Below are 19,703 nucleotides of genomic sequence, written 5' to 3' on the forward strand. Positions count from 1 at the left end.
AGCCGCGAGCCAGAGCGCTCGCGGCGTTGCGTGGGGGCAAGGGGCAAAACGCCGCAGCGGTTTTTTTCAGCCGGGGAACAAAAACGGGTTGAGGCCGCTGCGGGCAAAGCCCTGGCGTTCGACTTCGCCGTCCAGGGCCAGGCTGGCCAGGTCGTCGGCCACCAGCTCCAAGGCGCTGTCGTGCTCGGGGTAGAACACCTTCAGGTAGCTGTGGCAGTCGCCGCAACTCTCGGCCTTGGCGGCGGCGTTGTGCTGCTCCAGGCTCCAGTAGTCGAGGTTGCCGGTGGCTTCGCAGTTGCTGCACTTGACCCGCACCATGTGCCAGCGGCTCTCGCACAGGCCGCAGTGCAAATAGCGTAGGCCGGCCTGGGCGCCGCTCATTATCAGGCTGGCCACCGGGGTGCTGGCGCACACCGGGCAATGCTGGCGGTGCTCGCCGACACAGGCCTTGGCCGAGGCCGGCAAATGCGCCGCCAGTTGGGTGAAGTACAGCGCCAGGGCCGCCCAGATAAACAGTGCCTGGCCGCTGTCGACCTCGGCGAAACGCCCCGCCAGCAGGGCCTGGGCCTTGGCGTGCAGGGCGGCGGCGTCCAGCGCGGTGACGGCATCGAGGGTGGCGCGGATGGTCGGCGAGCTGTCGATGTACAGCGCTTCGCACAGGTGGCGCAGCAGTTCTTGCCAGTAGGGCTCGCTCAGGTCGGCGTTGCCGGCCAGGGGCGCGCCGGGATGCTCCAGGCGCGCGGCCAGGGAGGCCTTGAGGGCGGCGGGCAGCGGTGCGCTGTCGAGCAGTTGCTGCTGCACGTCGGCGATGCGCGCGACAAAGCGCAGGTAGTCGCCCATCGCATGCTCCGCCGCCAAGTGGCGCAGGCGCTGGGCCCGCAGGCTATAGCGCCGGCCCAGTTCGGGCAGCAGCAGCGCGGTGATTTCGCCGATGCCGGGGCTGCGCTCCTGCACCGGGGTCAGGTGGATGCTGTTCATTTCGGGCCCCGGGCCTTGCGCTGTTTGGCGTTGAGTTGGCGATACCAGCGGTCGTGGTGCTGCTTGGCCCAGTTGCGGGTGACGTAGCCGGTGACCATGCCGCGGATCGAGCCTTTGATCCAGAACGCCAGGTACGCGTGGCCGATCACCAGCAGGATCAGCGACAACCCGGCCAGGGCATGCACGAACAGGCCGACGCGGATCACCGGAATGCTGAACAGCGGCGCGAAGTACGGCCGCCAGATCACCACGCCGCTGAGCAACAGCAGGCTAATCAGGCCCATGATTCCCCAGAACAACAGCTTCTGCCCGGGGTTGTACTTGCCGATGTGCAGGGGCTTGTCGTGGCGCGCGCTGATGACCCGGTCGAGGTGGGTGAACCACTCCTTGTCTTCGGGTTCGGGCAGGTTGTAGTTGACGAAGCGGATAAACAGGAACACCAGGGCCAAAAACACCGCCACGCCGAAGAACGGATGGAGGATGCGCGCCAGTTGCGGCGTGCCGAACACGGCGTTAAGGCCGTTGAACGAAGGGAAGAACCACGACAGCCCCGACAGGGCCACCGCGATGAAGCACAGCACCATCAGCCAATGGCAGGCGCGTTCCAGGAACGGCGTGCGCAGGATCATTTTGTCCTTGTTCATACCAGGGTGTCCTCTTCGTGTTCTTCCTGCTCGTCCACTTCGTTGGGCCCGGTGGCGATGTAGTGGAACATCGTCGCGCCGAGGGTGGCGAAGAACGCGGCGGCGGCCAGGGGTTTCATCCAGCCTTTCCAGCCCTGGATCGCTGTGCTGATACGCGGGTCGGTGGGCAGCTTGTGGTACAGGTGCGGCTTGTCGGCGTGTTGCAGCACGTACATCACGTGGGTGCCGCCCACGCCTTGCGGGTCATACAGGCCGGCGCCGGCAAAGCCGCGGCCCTGCAACTCCACCACGCGCTCGCCGGCCAGGTGCTGCATGTCTTGCTTGCTGCCGAAGTTGATCGCGCCGGTGGGGCAGGTCTTGACGCACGCCGGCTCCTGGCCGACCGCCACGCGGTCCACGCACAGGGTGCACTTGTAGGCCTTGTTGTCCTTCTTGTTGATGCGCGGCACGTCGAACGGGCACCCGGCGATGCAGTAGCCGCAGCCGATGCAGTGCTCGGACTGGAAATCGACGATGCCGTTGGCGTACTGGATGATCGCCCCCGGTTGCGGGCAGGCCTTGAGGCAGCCCGGGTCGGCGCAGTGCATGCAGCCGTCCTTGCGGATCAACCATTCGAGCTTGCCGCTTTCGTCCTCGACTTCGTCGAAGCGCATCAGGGTCCAGGTGTCGGCCGAGAGGTCGGCCGGGTTGTCGTAGACACCGACGTTGTGCCCGACTTCGTCGCGCAGGTCGTTCCACTCGTTGCACGCCACCTGGCAGGCCTTACAGCCGATGCAGATGCTCACGTCGATCAGCTTGGCCACTTCCATTTGCTGGTCGCGGGCGTGGGGCGCCGGGGTCAGCACGTGGGTGGCGGAGCGTTTGATGATGTCTTGGGATTGCAGGGACATAAGGGCGCTCCGTTAGACCTTTTCAATGTTGACGAGGAAGGCCTTGTACTCAGGCGTGTGGGTGTTGGAGTCGCCGATACCGGGCGTCAGGGTGTTGGCCAAAAAGCCTTTGCGCGTCGACCCTTCGTAGCCCCAGTGGCAGGGGATGCCGATGGTGTCCACGTCCTGGCCGTCGATGGCCAGGCGCCGGATGCGCTTGGTCACCACGGCTTTGGCCTTGATGTAGCCACGCTTGGTGCTCACGCGCACGGTGTCGCCCTGGACGATGCCTTTTTCCGCCGCGAGCTTTTCGCCGATCTCGATGAACTGCTCGGGCTGCACGATGGCGTTGAGGCGCGAGTGCTTGGTCCAGTGGCGGAACAACTCGGTGATCGAGTAGGTGGTAGCCACGTAGGGGAACTCGTCCCGTTTGCCCATGCGCGAACGGTCGTGCTCATACAGGCGCGCCGTGGGGCTGTAGGTGACGTTAGGGTGCAGCGGGTTGTTGAGCAGCGGGCTCTCGGTGGGTTCGTAGTGCTCCGGGAACGGCCCGTCGTTGAGCGCGCCCACCGAGAACAACCGGCCCACACCTTCGGGCAGCATGATGAAGGGGCTGGTGCTGGTGCCCGGTGCCACGCCGACGGGGAAGTCCGGTACGTCGCTGCCGCTCCAGCGGGTGCCGTCCCAGCCGATGATTTTGCGTTTGGGGTCCCATGGCTGGCCCTGGGGGTCGGCCGAGGCGCGGTTGTAGAGGATGCGCCGGTTCTGCGGCCAGGCCCAGGCCCAGCCCGGGGTGCAGCCCAAGCCGCTGTCAGCGTTGTCGCGCCGGGCCATCTGGTTGCCTTGCTCGGTCCAGGAACCGGCGAAGATCCAGTTGAAGCACACCGTGCTGCCGTCGTCGCGCAATTGGGAAAAATCGTTGAGCAACTGGCCCTTGCGCAGTATCAGCGCGCCTTTGTCGTCGTACAGGTCGGCCAGGGCATAGCCGTTGGATTCCTTGGCCACTTCTTCGGGGGCCGGGTCCAGCGGGTCTTTGTAGTCCCAGGCCATGTTGAGGATCGGCGCCGGGTTGGCGCCGCCTTCTTTGGCGTACAGCTCACGCAGTTTGAGGAACAGGTGGCCGAGGATCTTGCCGTCGTGCCAGGCCTCGCCCGGCGGCGCGGCGCCGGCCCAGTGCCATTGCAGCCAACGCCCGGAGTTGACGATCGAGCCGTTCTCCTCGGCAAAACAGGAGGAGGGCAGGCGGAACACTTCGGTCTGGATGGCGGCGGTGTCGACGTCGTTCTGCTCGCCGTGGTTTTTCCAGAAGCTGGAGGTCTCGGTGGCGAGCGGGTCGATAATCACCAGAAACTTGAGCTTGGCCAGGGCCGCCGAGGCTTTGTTCTTGTCCGGGAACGCGGCCACCGGGTTGAAGCCCTGGGCGATGTAGCCGTTGACCTTGCCTTCGTACATGCGGTTGGTGAAGTTGATGATGTCGTAGCTGTCATCCCACTTGGGCAGCCAGTCGAAACCCCAGTCGTTGGCCTGGGTGGCTTTGTCGCCCCAGAAGCTCTTCATCATGCTGACGAAGAATTTCGGCGTGTTCTTGTAGTAGTTGACCTGGTCGGCCTGCAACGCGGTGGGCGTGGTTTGCTTGAGGTAGGTGGCCAGGTCGGTCTGTTCGTCCGAGGGCAGGTTCATGTAACCGGGCAGGCGCAGCGACAGCAGGCCCAGGTCGGTGTAGCCCTGGATGTTGGAGTGGCCGCGCAAGGCGTTGACGCCGCCGCCGGCCATGCCGATGTTGCCCAGCAGCAATTGCAGCATGCCCGAGCCGCGGATCATCTGCGCGCCGTTGGTGTGGTGGGTCCAGCCCAGGGCGTAGAGGAAGGTCGCGGTTTTGTCCGGGGCGCTGGTTTCGCCCAGGATCGCGCAGATCTTCAGGAAGTCGTCCTTGGGTGTGCCGCAGATGTTGGTGACCATTTCCGGGGTGTAGCGGCTGACGTGGGCCTTGAGCAGGTTCCACACGCAGCGCGGGTGGCTCAGGGTCGGGTCGCGCTTGGCAAAGCCCTGGGCGTCGAGTTCGTAGGTCCAGGAGCTGCGGTCGTAGCTGCGTTTTTTCGCGTCGTAGCCACTGAACAGGCCATCGTCGAACGCATAGTCGGGGCGCACGATGAGGCTGGCGTTGGTGTAGGCGCGCACGTACTCATGCTGGATTTTGTCGTGGGTAATCAGGTAGTTGACCATGCCCATGAGGAAGGTCACGTCGGAGCCGGCGCGGATCGGCGAGTAGATGTCGGCCACCGCTGCGCTGCGGTTGAAGCGCGGGTCCACGACTATCACCTTGGCGCCGTTGCGGATCTTGGCTTCGATCACCCACTTAAAGCCCACGGGGTGCGCCTCGGCGGGGTTGCCGCCCATGATGAGCACCACGTTGGCGTTCTTGATGTCCACCCAGTTGTTGGTCATGGCGCCACGGCCAAAGGTCGGCGCCAGGGCCGACACCGTCGGCGCGTGGCACACCCGGGCCTGGCTGTCGGTGCCCAGGATGCCCAGGGCGCGGGTGAAGCGCTGGTCCAGCGAGCCGGTTTCGCTGCTGGCCGCCGAGGAGCAAAGCATGCCGGTGCTGAGCCAGCGGTTGACCGTGGTGCCCTTGGCGTTTTTCTCGATGAAGTTGGCGTCGCGGTCGTCCTTCATCAGGCGCGCGATGCGCTCGATGGCGTGCTCCCAACTGATGCGCTGCCAAGTGTCGGAACCCGGCGCGCGGTATTCAGGGAACAGCAGGCGCTGCTCGCTGTGGATGTAGTCCACCAGGCCCGCGCCCTTGGGGCACAGCGAGCCACGGCTGACCGGGTGATCGGGGTCGCCTTCGATGTGGAAAATCCGCGCCTTGGCGTTCTTCGCGCCGTCGCCCAGGCTGTACATCAAAATGCCGCAGCCGACCGAGCAGTAGGTGCAGTTATTGCGGGTTTCCTTGGCCCGCAGCAGCTTGTACTGGCGCGACTGCGTTGCCTGCGCCACGCCAGGGGCAAAGCCCAGGGTCGCGGTCGTAGCCGTAGCCACGCCGACAGTACAAAGCTTGAAGAACTGTCTTCTGCCAAGGTCCATTTAAATCTCCTGGTTCAGGCGGCGTTACGACTCATCAGGCAAGCGCCTATATAACGAGGTAACCCCCGCAAGGATTTCTTATTCACGGTTAATACAAAATCCGGACAAATACCGAGCGCGCGCCGTGAGGTTATTAGTTATTCGGCGGGCGTTTTGCAGAGGGTAGTTGGTAGTGGCGGATAACCCATTAAAACACTGAGTTATTTGGCGTATATACGACTTTGGTGGTAGCGGTATGGGCGCCAAGCCCCGGTTTACAAGGTGCGCAGTGTAAGTGCGAAGTTTTTTGGGTGCCAATCAAGCTTGTCGATAGTATTATCGATAGCGTCTATGATGGCGATAGAAAGTTGCTGGCCTACAAGTTTTTGCTGTTTCTGAGGCTGGAAAGTTAATTAAGTTTGGTTTTGTTGATCTGGGTCAATTTATATATAAGAAGTTGTGCTTGGGGTGTCGCAAAGTTTGCTCAGGCAATAACCGCCTCACGGTGGGGACGAGGTTGTGGGAGCGAGCCTGTTCGCGATAGCGGTGTAACAGACAGGCCGCTATCGCGAGCAGGCTCGCTCCCACAGGCAGTTCCCGCTACAGAGAGTCCTCCCACAGCCCTCTCGGGCTCAATGACCCACCAACTCCTCCAGCAATTGCTCCTTGTAGCCTTGCAGCACGGGCGATGCGCGGTCGCGGGGGTGGGGCAGGTCGACGTGGATCTGGCGCTTGATCCGCCCTGGGTGGGCGTCCATCACGATCACCCGGTCGCCTAGGTACAGGGCTTCTTCGATGTCGTGGGTGACCATGATGACCGTGCAGCGCTGTTGCACCCAGATGCGCTGCAACTCGTGCTGCAAGTGCACCCGGGTCAGGGCGTCGAGGGCGCCCAGGGGTTCGTCCAGCAGCAGCACTTTGGGTTTGTTGATAAGCGCCCGGGCAATGGCCGCGCGCTGCGCCATGCCGCCGGAGAGCTGGTGCGGGTAGGCGTCGGCGAAGCCGTCGAGGTTGACCAGGGCAATGTGCTCGGCCACCAGGCGCGCCTTCTCGGCCTGGGGCAGGGCGTGGTTTTTCAGGGCCAGGGCGATGTTCTGGGCCACGCTCATCCAGGGGAACAAGCGGTGGTCCTGGAACACGATGCCGCGCTCCAGGCTGGTGCCGGTAATGAGCGCGCCGTCGAGGCGGATCTGCCCCTCGTACTCGGCCTCCAGGCCCACGATCAGGCGCAGCAGGGTGGATTTGCCGCAACCGCTGGCGCCGACAATGCTGACGAACTCGCCGGGGCGCACGTCCAGCTCGATGTCGGCAAGCACCGGCAGGGCCTTGCCCTGCAGGCGGTAGGTCTTGTTCAGGCCACGGACCTGCACGGCGCCGCTGGCGGCGGCCAGCGCGGCAGGTGCGCCGGTATGTGTGGCGAATGGGGCGATGGCGTTCATGGGCAGGCCTCTCAACGGGTCGGGCGCCAGCGCAGCAGGTGGCGGCTCAAACGGGTAAACAACAGGTTCATCACATAACCGAGCAGGCCGATGCACAGCACGCACAGCACGATCACCTCCATGCGCGAGCCGGCCTCGGCGTTCATCATCAGGTTGCCCAGGCCGGCGCCGGAGGCCAGGAACAGCTCGCTGCCCACCGCTGTCACCCAGGCAAACGCCAGTGCATGCAGCACCCCGGTGCACAGGCTCGGCAGTGCGGCGGGCCACAGCACATGGACAAACTGCTGGCGGCGGCTAAGCACCAGCACCTGGCCCACCTCGCGGTAGCGCTGCTCGACGTGATGAAAACCCTGGTAGGTGTTGAGCGCCATGGGGTAGAACGCGGCGAGGGAGACGATCAGCACCTTGGAAAACTCGCCATTGCCGAACCACATGGCGATCAGCGGGATCCAGCCGAGCATCGGTACCTGGCGGATCGCATGAAACAGCGGCCCGATCAAGCGATTGGCCCGTGCCGACAGGGCCATGGCCACCCCCAGCGCGACGCCGGCGACAATGCCCACGGCCAGGCCGGTGCATGTGCGGGCGAGGCTGGCGAGCAGGTTGACCAGCAACTCGCCGTTGCCCAGCAGTTCCAACAGGGCGGCGCCGATGGTCGATAGCGGTACAAAGGCGTAGGCCCCGGCGGCGTCCTGGCGCGAGGCGTATTCCCAGGCGCCGAGCAACAGCAGCGGCAGCAAGAGCCCGCGGGTTCTTTCAAGCAATGTGGGCATCAGCGCCTCCTAGCGGGTTTGCCAGCGCAACAAGCGCTGTTCGAGGGTGCGAAAGGAAAAATCCAGGGCAAAACCGACGACGCCGGTGACCACCACCCCGACCATCACGATGTCGATGCGCAGCATCTGCCGGCTCATCTCGATCATCTGCCCCAGGCCGCTGTCGGCCGCCAGCAACTCGGTGGCCACCAGCACCACCCAGGCGCGGGTCAGGCTGATGCGCAGGCCGGTGATGATCGGCGGCGTGGCGGCGGGCAGGGCGATGCGCCAGACGAACGTGGGCCAGGGCAAGCGATACACCTGGGCCACCTCGAAATAGCTGCGCGGGATCGCCCGTACCCCTTCGCTGGCGGCCAGGGCCACGGGAAAGAACGCGGCCTTGGCGACGATGATGATCTTGAAGGTTTCGTCGATGCCAAACAGCAACACGAACATCGGGATCAGGGCGATGCTGGGGATCTGGCGCAGGGTGTGGAACAGCGGCCCGCAATAGGCGTCGACGGTTTTCGACAGCGCCATCAACACCCCCAACCCCAGGCCACCGAGGGCGCCAAAGGCAAAGCCCAGGCCCAGGCGCGACAGGCTGCTGTGCAGGTGTTCTTGCAGTTCGCCACTGGCCAGCAGCTCGGCGAAGGTCTGCACCACCGCCAGCGGCGGCACCAACAGGTTGCGCGGGAACACACCGGCGGCCGCCACCGCCGCCCACAGGGCAAGCAGGGCCAGGGGCGAGATCAGCCAGGTCAGGGCAAGCAGTAAACGGCGAGGGCGATTGGGCATGGTCAGCCTTAAATGAGCGAAGTACCGGGGGGCTATCGCAAGAGCTGTGCCAGGGCCGTGTACCTATGGCCCTGTGGGAGCAGGCTCGCCCGCGATTGCACGGTGTCAGCGGCCAAAATGGGGAATTGGCCGGCCGCTATCGCGGGCGAGCCCGCTCCCACACATAGCGGGAGGGGGCCGCGACTGCTGCTGGAGCAACACCCCATCAGCAGCCCGTCACCAGGCTCGCGTGCTACCTACAAATAGCCAGGAAATCAGAACCGGCTCGTCACACTCAGGCCCACGGTGCGCGGGTCGCCGTAGGTGATGACGTACTGGCCGACCGGGCCGTTGGGCCGCCCGTGCACCTGGTAGCGGCGGTCGGTGACGTTGTTGACAAACCCCGTGACGCTGAGTTTTTCGTCCGGGCTGAACCAGGTCAGGCGCGTGTTGGCCAAGGTGTAGTGGGGTTGGTTGAGGGTTTTGTCGGCACCGCCACCCTGGCGGTCGGCGAGGAAGAACTCCTTGTCGCGGTAGCTGACGTCGCCGCCGGCCACCAGTTTGCCGCTCACCTGCAGGGGGATGGTGTAGTCGGCGCCCAGGGACACCACATGGCGCGGCGAGCGCACGAAGCGGTTGCCACTGTAGTCGCCGGTGTTGGGGTTGGTGTTCTTGAAATCGGTGTATTCGGTGTCCAGGAACGACACCGCCGCGCGCAGGTGCAGGTAGTCGGTGGGTTGGCCTTCGAGTTCCAGCTCCGCGCCCTTGACCTTGCCCTTGGCGCCGTTGGTGAGGGCCGTGGTGAGCACGCCGTTGTTGACGGTCAGCAGGTTGACCTGAATGTCGCTGTAGTCGTAGTAGAAAATGTTCGCGTTGGCGCTCAGGCGATTGTTGAACCACTCGGACTTGACGCCGATTTCGTAGGCGTCCAGTTGCTCCGGATCCACCGAGGTCAGCTGCGCCAGGCTGGTGGACAGCCCGGTGTTGAAGCCGCCGGAACGAAAACCGTGGGCGTAGCGCAAAAACACCCGCACGTTGTCGTTGATCCGGTATTCGGGCGTGAGGTCGTAGGTCCAGGCTTCCCAGGTTTTGTTGTCCTCGCGGCTGCCGTTGCTGCCAGCGGCGCTCAGGGGAATCAACGGGCCGTTGGCGCTGGCGCGGGTCAGTTGGGTGAGGTTGAGGTCGATGTCTTTCTTTTCCTGGGTCCAGCGCAGACCACCGGTGACGGTGAAGTTGTCGGTGAAGTCGTAGGTCAGGTTGCCGAACAGCGCGTAGCTGTCGGTTTGGTGGTCGTAGTTGAGGTCACGAAAAACCGTGGCGCCGCCTGTTTGGTTGGAGCCGCTGCCATTGGGCGTCGGGCCTGGGGTGATGGTGCGCACGCTGCTGCTGTCCAGGTCTTCGTGGAAGTAGTGGGCGCCCACCAGCCAGCGCAGGGTTTCCTGCTGGGGCGAGGCCAGGCGCAGCTCCTGGGAATACTGGGTGTATTGGTTGTCGTTGTCGGCGGCGCCGTTGACTTCGTAGGGCGTGTAGTCGGCGTCGCTCACCGACTGCCCGCGGAGGTGGTCGTAGGCGCTGATGGCGGTGAGGGTGTAGTCCCCCAGGTTCCAGTTGAGGGTCAGGGAAGTGCCGTCGTGGTTGAGCTTGGCGTCTTCGTCCACGTTCAGGTCGTTGTCGCGGCCATGGGGGCGCTGGTAGCCGACGTTGTAGTAGCGGCCCACCGGCAGCGAGCCGTTGCTGCCGTCGCCCTTGTGTTCGCGGCTGTGGATTTTCAGCAGGGCTTGCAAGTCCGGGTTGAGCTGGGCGAGGAACTGCACGCGCACGGCTTTTTTGTTGACGTCGCCGTAGCTGTGGTCGTCGTCGAGGTTCTTCTGGAAGCCGTCGCGCTCCTCGGAATACAACGCCACCCGCGCCGCCAGGCGTTCGTCCACCAGGGCACCGCCGAGGGCGCCGCTGAGGATGCGTTCGTTCTTGCTGCCAACACCGAGCGTGCCGTAGCCGTCGGTGTCGAAGGTGGGTTTTTTCGAGATCACATTGACCGCGCCGGCCGTGGTGTTCTTGCCGTACAGGGTGCCTTGGGGCCCGCGCAGGATCTCGATGCGTTCCAGGTCGAACAGCGGGCCGCCCCCGGCAATCGGCGCGTTGAGGTACACGTCGTCGGCATAGATGCCCACCGGGAACACCGTGGCCGCGCCGGTATCGCCGGTGCCCAGGCCACGGATGTACCAGCGCGGGCGGCCGTCGCCGTCGGGGTTCTTCGCCGAGGCGTTGGGAATGAACGTGGTGATATCGCCCATGGCGCGCACGCCGTCGGCGGTGATACGGGTGCCCTGCACGGCGGACACGGCCACCGGCACTTCCTGCAAGGTTTGCTCGCGGTGCTGGGCGGTCACGGTCACGGTTTTGAGTGCCGGCTCGTTGCTTGCCGCGTCACTGCCCAGCGCCTCGGCGGCCAGCGCCAGATCGCTGGCCGCGCCCCCGGCCAATAACAGGCTGAGCCACAGGCCCTTGGTAATCGGATTAAGTTGGTGCATGTCTGTCTCCCCCGGAAAAAATTCACTGAAGGGGCTAGAGCAGAGATCGTGCCAAGGGAAAAATGGCTGTTTTTTGAGCCGGCTATTGGGTGATAAGCGACTGATAAATAATGCTTTTACTGGTTTCTAGAAACGTTGTGGCGAAGCCTTTGGCCCTCAGCAAATCCAACAGCCACTGCTTGCCCACTGTTGCTGGAGCAACAACCCGGCCACCCCAGACGCAAAAAGCCCTGTCACCAGGACAGGGCTTTCGTGGAGCCGCAAGCTTCTAGCTTTTAGCTGCAAGTTGCGCGCGGCGAGCCAAGAGCTTACCGCTTAAGGCTTGTCGTGGCTGGCCTAGATCAGCACACCTTGGCTACGCAGGTAGTCGTCATAGGTGCCGCTGAAGTCGATCACGCCGCTTGGGCTCAGCTCGATGATGCGCGTGGCCAGGGACGAAACGAACTCGCGGTCGTGGCTGACGAAAATCAGCGTGCCGGGGTAGTTCTCCAGCGCCAGGTTGAGCGCCTCGATCGATTCCATGTCCAAGTGGTTGGTCGGTTCGTCCATCACCAGCACGTTGGGCTTTTGCAAAATCAGCTTGCCGAACAGCATGCGGCCTTGCTCACCACCGGAGATGACCTTGACCGACTTGAGGATCTCGTCGTTGGAGAACAGCATGCGGCCCAGGGTGCCGCGTACCAGTTGCTCGCCGCCCTGGGTCCAGCGACCCATCCAGTCGAACAGGCTCGACTCGTCTTCGAAGTCCGAGGCGTGGTCCTGGGCGTAGTAGCCGATTTCGGCGGCGTCGGTCCATTTCACCGAACCGGCATCCGGGCTCAGCTCATTGACCAGGGTGCGCAGCAGGGTGGTCTTGCCAATACCGTTGGGGCCGATGATCGCCACGCGCTCGCCGGCTTCGACGGTGAAGCTGAAATCCTTGAACAGGGGCTTGCCGTCAAAACCCTTGGCCATGCGCTCGACGATAACGGCCTGGCGGTGCAGCTTCTTGTTCTGCTCAAAGCGAATGAACGGGCTGACCCGGCTCGATGGCTTGACTTCGGCCAGTTGGATCTTGTCGATCTGTTTGGCGCGGGACGTGGCCTGCTTGGCTTTGGAGGCGTTGGCCGAGAAACGGCTGACGAACGATTGCAGTTCGCTGATCTGGGCCTTCTTCTTGGCGTTGTCCGAGAGCAATTGCTCACGCGACTGGGTAGCCACGGTCATGTACTCGTCATAGTTGCCCGGGAACAGGCGCAACTCGCCGTAGTCCAGGTCAGCCATGTGGGTGCACACGCTGTTGAGGAAGTGACGGTCGTGGGAAATGATAATCATCAGGCTGTTGCGCTGGGTCAGCACGTTTTCCAGCCAGCGGATGGTGTTGATGTCCAGGTGGTTGGTCGGCTCGTCGAGCAGCAGCACTTCCGGGTCCGAGAACAGCGCCTGGGCCAGCAGCACACGCAGCTTCCAGCCTGGCGAGACTTCGCTCATCGGGCCCAGGTGCTGCTCGATGCCGATGCCCAGGCCCAGCAGCAGTTCGCCGGCGCGGGACTCGGCGGTGTAGCCGTCCATCTCGGCGAACTCGGTTTCCAGCTCGGCCACGGCCATGCCGTCTTCTTCGGTCATTTCCGCCAGCGAGTAGATGCGATCGCGCTCGGCCTTGACCTTCCACAGCTCCTCGTGGCCCATGATGACGGTGTCGATCACGGTGAATTCTTCGTAGGCGAACTGATCCTGGCGCAGCTTGCCCAGGCGCACGTTCGGCTCCAGCATGACCTGGCCGCCGGACGGCTCGAGGTCACCGCCGAGGATTTTCATGAACGTCGACTTGCCGCAACCGTTGGCGCCGATCAGGCCATAACGGTTACCTGCACCAAACTTGACCGAGACGTTCTCGAACAACGGCTTGGCGCCGAACTGCATCGTGATGTTAGCTGTGGAGATCAATTGCTTATCCTGCTGGGGTTTCAGCGATGTATTGAGTAGGAGCCTTCGTCCTTGGCCAACGTGGGGCCCGTTCGTAACGAACCGGCAGCGTCTCAAGCTCTCTGCAGTCGCAGGTAGAGCTGAGCCATTTGGCGTAGGTTGAAAGCAGCATCTCGACGCTGTGGCCAAGTGGGCTGGCAATGAACGCGGGGCTCATTCCGGCCGTCAGGCACATCGTCGTGTAGGTGTGGCGCGTGTCGTATTGGCGCCGCTCGCGGAGACCGAGGGCGCTAAGTGCGGACTTAAAGAGCGCGATTGTAACACTGCTCGTCCTGATCCACATACCTCCCTTGCTTGGCGCACAGGCATACGCACCGACCGTAAATGTCATCCTGGTCCTCGCAAGGAGTAAGCGGGAGCGGGTAAGCACCGATAGGCCGCCCCCCCCCCAAAAATGGCGCTGGGCCGGGTTCGGGAGTTTTTTTAGAAAGTGGTGGCGATGGCCTGGGCCAACTGCGCGTCGGACATCAGGGGAGAGCGGTAGGCCGAACGGTAGTACCGGGACGCCTGCTCAAACTCCGCGCCACGGATCTGGCCGTCAGAGCCAATGAACGCCAGTGCATCGCCTTTGGCTGACTTGAAAAGATCAGGAATGCTGGATGTGGCTGCCGTAGCGCCAGAGATGATGACGGCCGGCACGATGGTGGTAAGCATCAGCGCGGCTTGGAACGGGTTGTTGTTTTCGGCTGCCGTGGCCTGTGTGCCGATCGACGCCAGTAGGGCAATCGCCAGGGCTTTGCATAAGTCCATTCTTCGGTACTTCCATTGCAGTGCGCTTTGAGGGCGGCACGATAGCAGAGCAGGGGGCTTGCGACACTGTCCCGGTGATTTCACATTGCCATTTCCCCGCGCAGTCTTTACAACTGTGCCCTTTGCCGGAGGCGGTGCGCTGTGCGGTGGCTTGTCAGCAGCGTTGAAGCCCGGCCCCGCGATATCTCAAGGACAGCATCCCTCATGGACAGACACGACCCGCGCATCATCACCAGCAACCGCGACGCCTGGAACGACTCGGCCCGGCACCATAAGGGCACCGAGGGTTGGCAGCGGTTGTTGGCGGACGTCACCGGCCCGCGGTTTTCCTGCCTGGATGAGACGCTGAGCGAGGTGCTGCTGGGTGTTGGGGTGGCGGGTAAGGAGGCGGTGCAACTGGGTTGCAACAATGGCCGCGAGTGCCTGTCGCTGTTCGGCTTGGGCGCGCGCCATGTGGTGGGGGTGGATCAAGCCCATGAGTTCCTGGAGCAGGCCCGTGAGTTAACGGCCCGTTCGCCCCACGCTCTGGAGTTGGTGGAAGCCAACGTCTATGCGCTGCCGGTTGAGCTGCACAATCGCTTCGACCTGGCGCTGGTGACCATCGGCGTGCTGGGCTGGATGCCGGACATCGCCGGGTTTTTTACCCAGGTGGCTGCCACCCTCAAGGTCGGCGGCACGTTGGTGATCTATGAAACCCACCCGTTCCTGGAGATGTTCGAGCCTGAAGCCGCCGAGCCCTTTGCCTTGGCCACCTCGTATTTCCGCCGTGAGCCATTCGTGCAAGAGCAAGCCATCGTCTACGAGGGCAAGGCCGAGGGTAAAAGCCCGGCGTCCTACTGGTTCGTGCACACCCTGGGCGACATCTTCGGCGCCGCCATCGCCGCCGGGTTGCAGATCAGCCATTTCAAGGAGTACCCGCACTCCAACCGGGAGGAACTCTACGACCAGTACGAAGACCAGGTGGCGCAGTTGCCCATGAGCTACACCCTGATGGCGGTCAAGGCGTGAGCGCGGCGGTGTACGAAGGAGGCTGCCTGTGCGGGCAGGTGCGTTTTGCCGCCCGTGGCGAGGCGCTCAACCCCCACAGTTGCTCGTGCCGCAACTGCCAGCGCCATTCCGGGGCCTTGACCCTGTGCTGGGTGGAGTTCCCCAAAGGCGCGGTGCAGTGGACGGGCGAGGGCGGTGAGCCTGCGCGTTACCGGTCCTCGGACTATTCGAGCCGCGCCTTCTGCCCCGTGTGCGGTAGCACCCTGGGCGCACTGGACGACGAGCCTGTGGTGGCGCTGTTACTGGGCAGCTTCGATCAGCCGGTGCAACCGGCCTTGCAGCCGCAATCCCACTCTTTTGCCGACGGTTGCCCGCCCGGTTGGCACCCCTGAGTGGCCGTTGCGCAGGCTAATGCGCGGATGTCTACCCGGCGAAAGTCCCGGACAGTCTTTAACAATTGAGCGTTAACCTGTTGTTACAGATTGTGGCTAAATAACGGCCATTGGCTATTGAATGGTGATATCCGAGCCTCGCTTGTCCTCATTCATTGCCGGAATTTTCGCTTTCGGACGCTGCATTTTTTTACAGCAGCCTGTTGTTCTCTGACTTGTGACCTACACCGTGAAACTCATCATCGCCAGCCTTTACCTTTTATCCATCGCTTATGTGCATTTTCGCGGCCGTGTGCGGCATAAGATCGGCCGCCAGTTAAGCGACCATTCCACCTTCCTCGCGCCGATCAACTGCTTTCTTTACCTGTTCTCAAAAAAGCCCAACCGCCCGTACCTGGACCCGGCCGAATTCCCCGAGCTTGAGGCGCTGCAAACCCATTGGGAAGAAATTCGCCGCGAAGGGCAGAACCTGCTCAGGGCCGGTGAGATCAAGCGCTCGCAGCAGTACGACGATGTGGGGTTTAACTCGTTTTTCAAAAGCGGCTGGAAGCGCTTCTACCTCAAGTGGTACGGCGACAGCCACCCCTCGGCCATGAAGCTGTGCCCGCGCACCACGGAGTTAGTGCAAGGCATTGCCAGCATCAAGGCGGCGATGTTCGCCGAGTTGCCGCCGGGGTCGAAACTGGTGCGCCACCGCGACCCTTATGCCGGCTCGTACCGCTATCACCTGGGCCTGGATACCCCCAACGACCCGGGTTGCTACATCGAGGTCGACGGCGAGCGCTACCACTGGCGCGACGGCGAGGCGGTGATGTTCGACGAAACCTTTATCCATTACGCCGAAAACACCACGTCACAGAACCGCATCATCCTGTTCTGCGACGTGGAGCGGCCGATGAAATATCGCTGGGCGGCGGCGTTCAACCGCTGGTTCAGCCGCACCGTGATGGCGGCGGCGGGTGCGCCCAACGATGCCGGGGACAAGACCGGCGGGCTTAACCGCGCCTTTACCCGCCTGTACAAGATCCGCTTGCGGGGCAAAGAGCTGAAAAAACGCAATCGCGCACGCTATTACCTGGAAAAGTGGGCGATCTTCGGCGCACTGCTGGCGATCTTCATCCTCATTTGACTCCCTCCCATCGTGGCCCGGCGGCCGCCATTCAGCCTTAGGCCGCCAGTCGCCACAGTTCTTGTTACATCTGCCCGGCACTGTTCGCTTTAAAATTCGAACCGCGCGCCTAGTCTGTTCTCCAAGCCTGTGTCTTCCCGTGTTTGTGAGGCAGCCATGAACCGCTGTGTACTTGCTTTGAGCCTGTGGGCCATGGCCGCCCTGGCCCAGGCTGAAACGCCCCTGTGGCTGGCGCAAAACCTGCCGGGGGCCAATAGCTCCAACCCCTACAACAGCCCGATTCGCCGGGCCAACCCCAACAGCCTGCAAGGCACGCAACCGAGCGCGCCGCCGCTGCGGGCGCCGAACACGGTGCCGGTGCCCCGCTCGCCGAGCGTGCCCAACGGTGGCGTCGGCAACGGCTACCCGCGTACCCCGGACAACACCGCGCCCGCACCCCGCCTGCAAACGCCGGCTCACCCGGCACGTTAAGCAAATTTTTTAGAAGGAACTGTACATGTTGCGTAAAACCCTTTTGGTCAGCCTCTGTGCTGGCGCGTTGTTGGCAGGTGCTGCACCTGCCCTGGCAGCACCAGAAACCCCATTGCATAGCGAGCTCGGCCCGCTCACCGCGACCCGCGTGGCGGGCGACTTGCAACACCCCTGGGCGCTGGCGTTCCTGCCCGAGGGGCAAGGCATGCTGGTCACCGAGCGGGCGGGCAACCTGCGCCTGGTGAGCCCGGCGGGGAAGGTGTCGAAGCCGCTGAGCGGCGTACCCGAGGTCTGGGCCAAGGGCCAGGGCGGTTTGCTGGACGTGGTGCTGTCGCCCACTTTCAAGGACGACCGCATGGTCTACCTGGCCTACGCCGAGGGCGGCGGCGAGGGCGCTAAGGCCGGCACGGCGGTGGGGCGCGGGCGCCTGGCCGCAGATTTGAGCGGCCTCAAGGGCTTCCAGGTGATCTTTCGCCAGGCCCCAAAGCTGTCCACCAGCAACCACTTCGGCTCGCGCCTGGTGTTCGACCGTGATGGCTCCTTGTTCATCACCCTGGGGGAAAACAACGAACGGGCCACCGCCCAGGACCTGGACAAGTTGCAAGGCAAGGTGGTGCGCCTGTACCCCGACGGTAAGGTGCCGGACGACAACCCCTTCGTCGGCCAACCCGGCGTGCGCGAGGAAATCTGGTCTTACGGCCACCGCAACCCCCAGGGCGCGGCCCTCAACCCCTGGACCGGCGCCCTGTGGGTCAACGAACACGGCCCCCGTGGCGGCGATGAGGTGAACATCGTCGAGCGTGGCAGCAACTACGGCTGGCCCCTGGCTACCCATGGCGTCAACTATTCGGGGCTGGCGATTCCCGAAGCCCAGGGAAGCCGCGTCGAAGGCACCCTGGCGCCGCACCATGTGTGGGAAAAGTCCCCAGCCATCAGTGGCATGGCGTTCTATGACCACGATCGCTTCAGGGCTTGGCAGCACAACCTGTTCATCGGCGCATTGGGCTCGCAAGAGCTGATCCGCCTGCAACTCGACGGCGACCAGGTAGTGCATGAAGAACGTTTGCTCGGCGAGCTGAAGTCGCGCATCCGCGACGTGCGCCAGGGCCCGGACGGGTACCTCTATGTGCTGACCGACGAAGACCAGGGCGCCCTGTATCGGGTGGGCCTGCAATAGCGGCGGGGGAAATTGGCCATTGACTCGCCATCATGGCGCGGTTTAAGTTCAGCCCATGACTTTCCCCGTACTGCGTAGCCAGCCCAGCATTATTACCGCCATTCCTTATTTGGCGGGTTAGCTGACGGCTGCACCCAACCCGCCCTAGAGGCGGGTTTTCTCTTTCTGTCTCCAGGGCTTTGCACAAGCACCAGGAGCGCCTCATGCCCGACCACACCCCCGGACCCGACCTGCTTGAGTCCTACGTGAAAAAAATCCTCGCCGCACCGGTTTACGACCTGGCCGTGTGTACGCCGTTGCAAGCGGCGCCGGCGTTGTCCCAAGCCTTGGGCAACCAAGTCCTGCTCAAGCGCGAAGATTTGCAACCGACCTTTTCCTTCAAGATTCGCGGGGCGTACAACCGCTTGGTGCAACTGACCCCGGCGCAGCGGCTGCGGGGTGTGGTCACCGCCTCGGCAGGTAACCATGCCCAGGGCGTGGCGCTGGCGGCGCGGGAGCTGGGCATCAAGGCCACTATCGTGATGCCTTGCGCCACGCCCGAGTTGAAGGTACTCGGCGTGCGCAGCCGCGGTGCCAACGCAGTGCTGCACGGCGAGAGCTTCCCCTTTGCCCTGGCCCATGCGCTGCGCCTGGCCGAGGACAGTGGTTGCACCTTTGTCTCGCCCTTCGACGACCCCCACGTGATCGCCGGCCAGGGCACCGTGGCCATGGAGATCCTGCGCCAGCACCCGGGCCCGCTGCACGCGATCTTCGTGCCGGTGGGCGGCGGTGGCTTGATCGCCGGTATCGCCGCCTACGTCAAATACCTGCGGCCCGAGATCCGCATCATCGGCGTCGAATCCGAGCATTCGGCATGCCTGCACGCGGCGCTTGCGGCCGGGGAGCGGGTGGTGCTGCCCAGCGTCGGCACATTCGCCGATGGCGTGGCGGTGGCGCAGATCGGCGCCTATGGCTTTGAGGTGTGCCGCAACCATGTGGACGAAGTGCTGACGGTGAGTAACGACCAACTGTGCGCGGCCATCAAGGACATCTACGACGACACCCGCTCCATCACTGAACCGTCGGGTGCGTTGGCGGTGGCGGGGATCAAGCAGTACGTGGCGCGCACCGGGGCCTGTGGCCAGACCCTGGTGGCGATCGACTCCGGCGCCAACATCAATTTCGACAGCCTGCGCCACGTCGCCGAGCGTGCGGCGGTGTACGACGCCGCTTACTCGGCCACGGCTTTGCCGACGCTGGCCGAAGCCGACCAGAGGCGGTAGCGCACCTCGATGTCCTTGGGCGCGTAGATGACGATGGGCAGTTTGCTGTTGTAGCGCAGCAGGTAACCGTCGCCGACCACCGGCACGAAGGCGAACTTGCCCTTGCTGTCGGGGCAGGCCATCTGGGTGCTCATCGGGCCGATCACGCTGTCGAGGCGATAGAAGGGGTAACCCCAGCCTTCGAGGTTCTTTTCCTGCAGGTCGCCGCCCAGGCGTTGGCGGTTGCAGTCTACCTCCAGGGTTTTGCCGGCGAGGATCTCGACCTTGTAGTTGTCTTCCTGGCTTTGCTCGGGCAGGCGGATCACCGAGCGGGTGAAACCGCTGTCGGCCTTGGGATAGGGCGCCACGTCTTCGAGCTTGGCGGCCAGGGCCTGGGTGCAGGTCGTTGCCAGCAATAGGGCAGTGGGAAGGGAGCGTATCGATAAGCGCATAAGGCCTCCTGGCGGGTGGGATTGCGCGGTGTATGGGGGTGGGCATTCTTACTGGCCGGCCGAGGCAATGCAAACCGCAGCCGTCG

Annotated in this window: 17 protein-coding genes; 6 read left to right on the forward strand and 11 right to left on the reverse strand. The window is 63.7% G+C overall.

The window, feature by feature from the left end:
- Positions 1 to 66 precede the first annotated feature (66 nt).
- From fdhE to AC19YR_RS03240, 10 genes are all read right to left on the reverse strand, one after another.
- On the reverse strand, positions 67 to 978 hold the full coding sequence (gene fdhE / locus AC19YR_RS03195; RefSeq protein ID WP_500597106.1) for a formate dehydrogenase accessory protein FdhE: 912 nt from the start codon (positions 976 to 978) through the stop codon (positions 67 to 69).
- Positions 975 to 1,622, reverse strand: coding sequence for a formate dehydrogenase subunit gamma (locus tag AC19YR_RS03200; protein WP_500597107.1), 648 nt, complete (start codon positions 1,620 to 1,622; stop codon positions 975 to 977). The genes fdhE and AC19YR_RS03200 overlap by 4 nt, the downstream gene beginning before the upstream one ends.
- Positions 1,619 to 2,512, reverse strand: coding sequence for a formate dehydrogenase subunit beta (gene fdxH, locus AC19YR_RS03205; RefSeq protein ID WP_095108536.1), 894 nt, complete (start codon positions 2,510 to 2,512; stop codon positions 1,619 to 1,621). Before fdxH ends, AC19YR_RS03200 begins: the two co-directional genes overlap by 4 nt.
- Before the next feature lie 12 nt (positions 2,513 to 2,524).
- The gene (fdnG, locus tag AC19YR_RS03210; RefSeq protein WP_095108535.1) at positions 2,525 to 5,575 is read right to left on the reverse strand and encodes a formate dehydrogenase-N subunit alpha; all 3,051 of its coding nucleotides are present in this window, start codon (positions 5,573 to 5,575) and stop codon (positions 2,525 to 2,527) included.
- A 611-nt stretch (positions 5,576 to 6,186) separates the two neighbouring features.
- Positions 6,187 to 6,993, reverse strand: coding sequence for an ABC transporter ATP-binding protein (locus tag AC19YR_RS03215; protein WP_095108534.1), 807 nt, complete (start codon positions 6,991 to 6,993; stop codon positions 6,187 to 6,189).
- 11 nt (positions 6,994 to 7,004) lie between these two features.
- Entirely contained in the window at positions 7,005 to 7,766 is a 762-nt protein-coding gene (locus AC19YR_RS03220) for an ABC transporter permease (protein ID WP_095108533.1), read from the reverse strand.
- Positions 7,767 to 7,775: 9 nt separating this feature from the next.
- Positions 7,776 to 8,543: an ABC transporter permease gene (locus AC19YR_RS03225; protein ID WP_500597112.1), complete on the reverse strand. Its 768-nt coding sequence runs from the start codon at positions 8,541 to 8,543 to the stop codon at positions 7,776 to 7,778.
- Positions 8,544 to 8,797: 254 nt separating this feature from the next.
- Positions 8,798 to 11,053 carry a TonB-dependent receptor gene (locus tag AC19YR_RS03230; RefSeq protein WP_500597113.1) on the reverse strand — a complete coding sequence of 752 codons (2,256 nt, stop codon included), beginning with the start codon at positions 11,051 to 11,053 and terminating at the stop codon, positions 8,798 to 8,800.
- Between the two features lie 336 nt (positions 11,054 to 11,389).
- Positions 11,390 to 12,979, reverse strand: coding sequence for an ABC-F family ATPase (locus AC19YR_RS03235; protein WP_095108530.1), 1,590 nt, complete (start codon positions 12,977 to 12,979; stop codon positions 11,390 to 11,392).
- Positions 12,980 to 13,441: 462 nt separating this feature from the next.
- Positions 13,442 to 13,768 (reverse strand): DUF2388 domain-containing protein, encoded by a 327-nt coding sequence (locus AC19YR_RS03240; protein WP_095108528.1) that lies wholly within the window; start codon positions 13,766 to 13,768, stop codon positions 13,442 to 13,444.
- Positions 13,769 to 13,972: 204 nt separating this feature from the next.
- On the opposite strand from AC19YR_RS03240, the gene AC19YR_RS03245 reads away from it, so the two are divergent.
- The 6 genes from AC19YR_RS03245 to ilvA all read left to right on the forward strand — a co-directional run bounded on the left by AC19YR_RS03245 (position 13,973) and on the right by ilvA (position 19,186).
- Positions 13,973 to 14,776, forward strand: coding sequence for a class I SAM-dependent methyltransferase (locus AC19YR_RS03245; protein ID WP_095108527.1), 804 nt, complete (start codon positions 13,973 to 13,975; stop codon positions 14,774 to 14,776).
- Entirely contained in the window at positions 14,773 to 15,147 is a 375-nt protein-coding gene (locus AC19YR_RS03250; RefSeq protein ID WP_095108526.1) for a GFA family protein, read from the forward strand. Before AC19YR_RS03245 ends, AC19YR_RS03250 begins: the two co-directional genes overlap by 4 nt.
- Positions 15,148 to 15,376: 229 nt before the next feature.
- Complete coding sequence (gene lpxO / locus AC19YR_RS03255; RefSeq protein ID WP_095108611.1) at positions 15,377 to 16,276, forward strand: lipid A hydroxylase LpxO; 900 nt, start codon at positions 15,377 to 15,379, stop codon at positions 16,274 to 16,276.
- Positions 16,277 to 16,432: 156 nt separating this feature from the next.
- Positions 16,433 to 16,747, forward strand: a complete 315-nt coding sequence (locus tag AC19YR_RS03260; RefSeq protein WP_500597117.1) for a hypothetical protein — start codon at positions 16,433 to 16,435, stop codon at positions 16,745 to 16,747.
- 25 nt (positions 16,748 to 16,772) lie between these two features.
- Positions 16,773 to 17,924 carry a PQQ-dependent sugar dehydrogenase gene (locus AC19YR_RS03265; protein ID WP_500597119.1) on the forward strand — a complete coding sequence of 384 codons (1,152 nt, stop codon included), beginning with the start codon at positions 16,773 to 16,775 and terminating at the stop codon, positions 17,922 to 17,924.
- A 203-nt stretch (positions 17,925 to 18,127) separates the two neighbouring features.
- On the forward strand, positions 18,128 to 19,186 hold the full coding sequence (gene ilvA / locus AC19YR_RS03270) for a threonine ammonia-lyase, biosynthetic (protein ID WP_500597120.1): 1,059 nt from the start codon (positions 18,128 to 18,130) through the stop codon (positions 19,184 to 19,186).
- Here ilvA and eco read toward each other — a convergent pair.
- Positions 19,135 to 19,617 (reverse strand): serine protease inhibitor ecotin, encoded by a 483-nt coding sequence (gene eco / locus AC19YR_RS03275; protein WP_500597122.1) that lies wholly within the window; start codon positions 19,615 to 19,617, stop codon positions 19,135 to 19,137. The genes ilvA and eco overlap by 52 nt on opposite strands.
- Positions 19,618 to 19,703 lie beyond the last annotated feature (86 nt).

The organism is Pseudomonas sp. MF08817 (genome assembly GCF_059862705.1).

Excerpts from the sequence above, each read along its gene's own strand:
- fdhE (WP_500597106.1), bottom strand. The coding sequence starts at position 978 with ATGAACAGCATCCACCTGACCCCGGTGCAGGAGCGCAGCCCCGGCATC.
- AC19YR_RS03200 (WP_500597107.1), bottom strand. The coding sequence starts at position 1,622 with ATGAACAAGGACAAAATGATCCTGCGCACGCCGTTCCTGGAACGCGCC.
- fdxH (WP_095108536.1), bottom strand. The coding sequence starts at position 2,512 with ATGTCCCTGCAATCCCAAGACATCATCAAACGCTCCGCCACCCACGTG.
- fdnG (WP_095108535.1), bottom strand. The coding sequence starts at position 5,575 with ATGGACCTTGGCAGAAGACAGTTCTTCAAGCTTTGTACTGTCGGCGTG.
- AC19YR_RS03215 (WP_095108534.1), bottom strand. The coding sequence starts at position 6,993 with ATGAACGCCATCGCCCCATTCGCCACACATACCGGCGCACCTGCCGCG.
- AC19YR_RS03220 (WP_095108533.1), bottom strand. The coding sequence starts at position 7,766 with ATGCCCACATTGCTTGAAAGAACCCGCGGGCTCTTGCTGCCGCTGCTG.
- AC19YR_RS03225 (WP_500597112.1), bottom strand. The coding sequence starts at position 8,543 with ATGCCCAATCGCCCTCGCCGTTTACTGCTTGCCCTGACCTGGCTGATC.
- AC19YR_RS03230 (WP_500597113.1), bottom strand. The coding sequence starts at position 11,053 with ATGCACCAACTTAATCCGATTACCAAGGGCCTGTGGCTCAGCCTGTTA.
- AC19YR_RS03240 (WP_095108528.1), bottom strand. The coding sequence starts at position 13,768 with ATGGACTTATGCAAAGCCCTGGCGATTGCCCTACTGGCGTCGATCGGC.
- AC19YR_RS03245 (WP_095108527.1), top strand. The coding sequence starts at position 13,973 with ATGGACAGACACGACCCGCGCATCATCACCAGCAACCGCGACGCCTGG.
- AC19YR_RS03260 (WP_500597117.1), top strand. The coding sequence starts at position 16,433 with ATGAACCGCTGTGTACTTGCTTTGAGCCTGTGGGCCATGGCCGCCCTG.
- AC19YR_RS03265 (WP_500597119.1), top strand. The coding sequence starts at position 16,773 with ATGTTGCGTAAAACCCTTTTGGTCAGCCTCTGTGCTGGCGCGTTGTTG.
- ilvA (WP_500597120.1), top strand. The coding sequence starts at position 18,128 with ATGCCCGACCACACCCCCGGACCCGACCTGCTTGAGTCCTACGTGAAA.
- eco (WP_500597122.1), bottom strand. The coding sequence starts at position 19,617 with ATGCGCTTATCGATACGCTCCCTTCCCACTGCCCTATTGCTGGCAACG.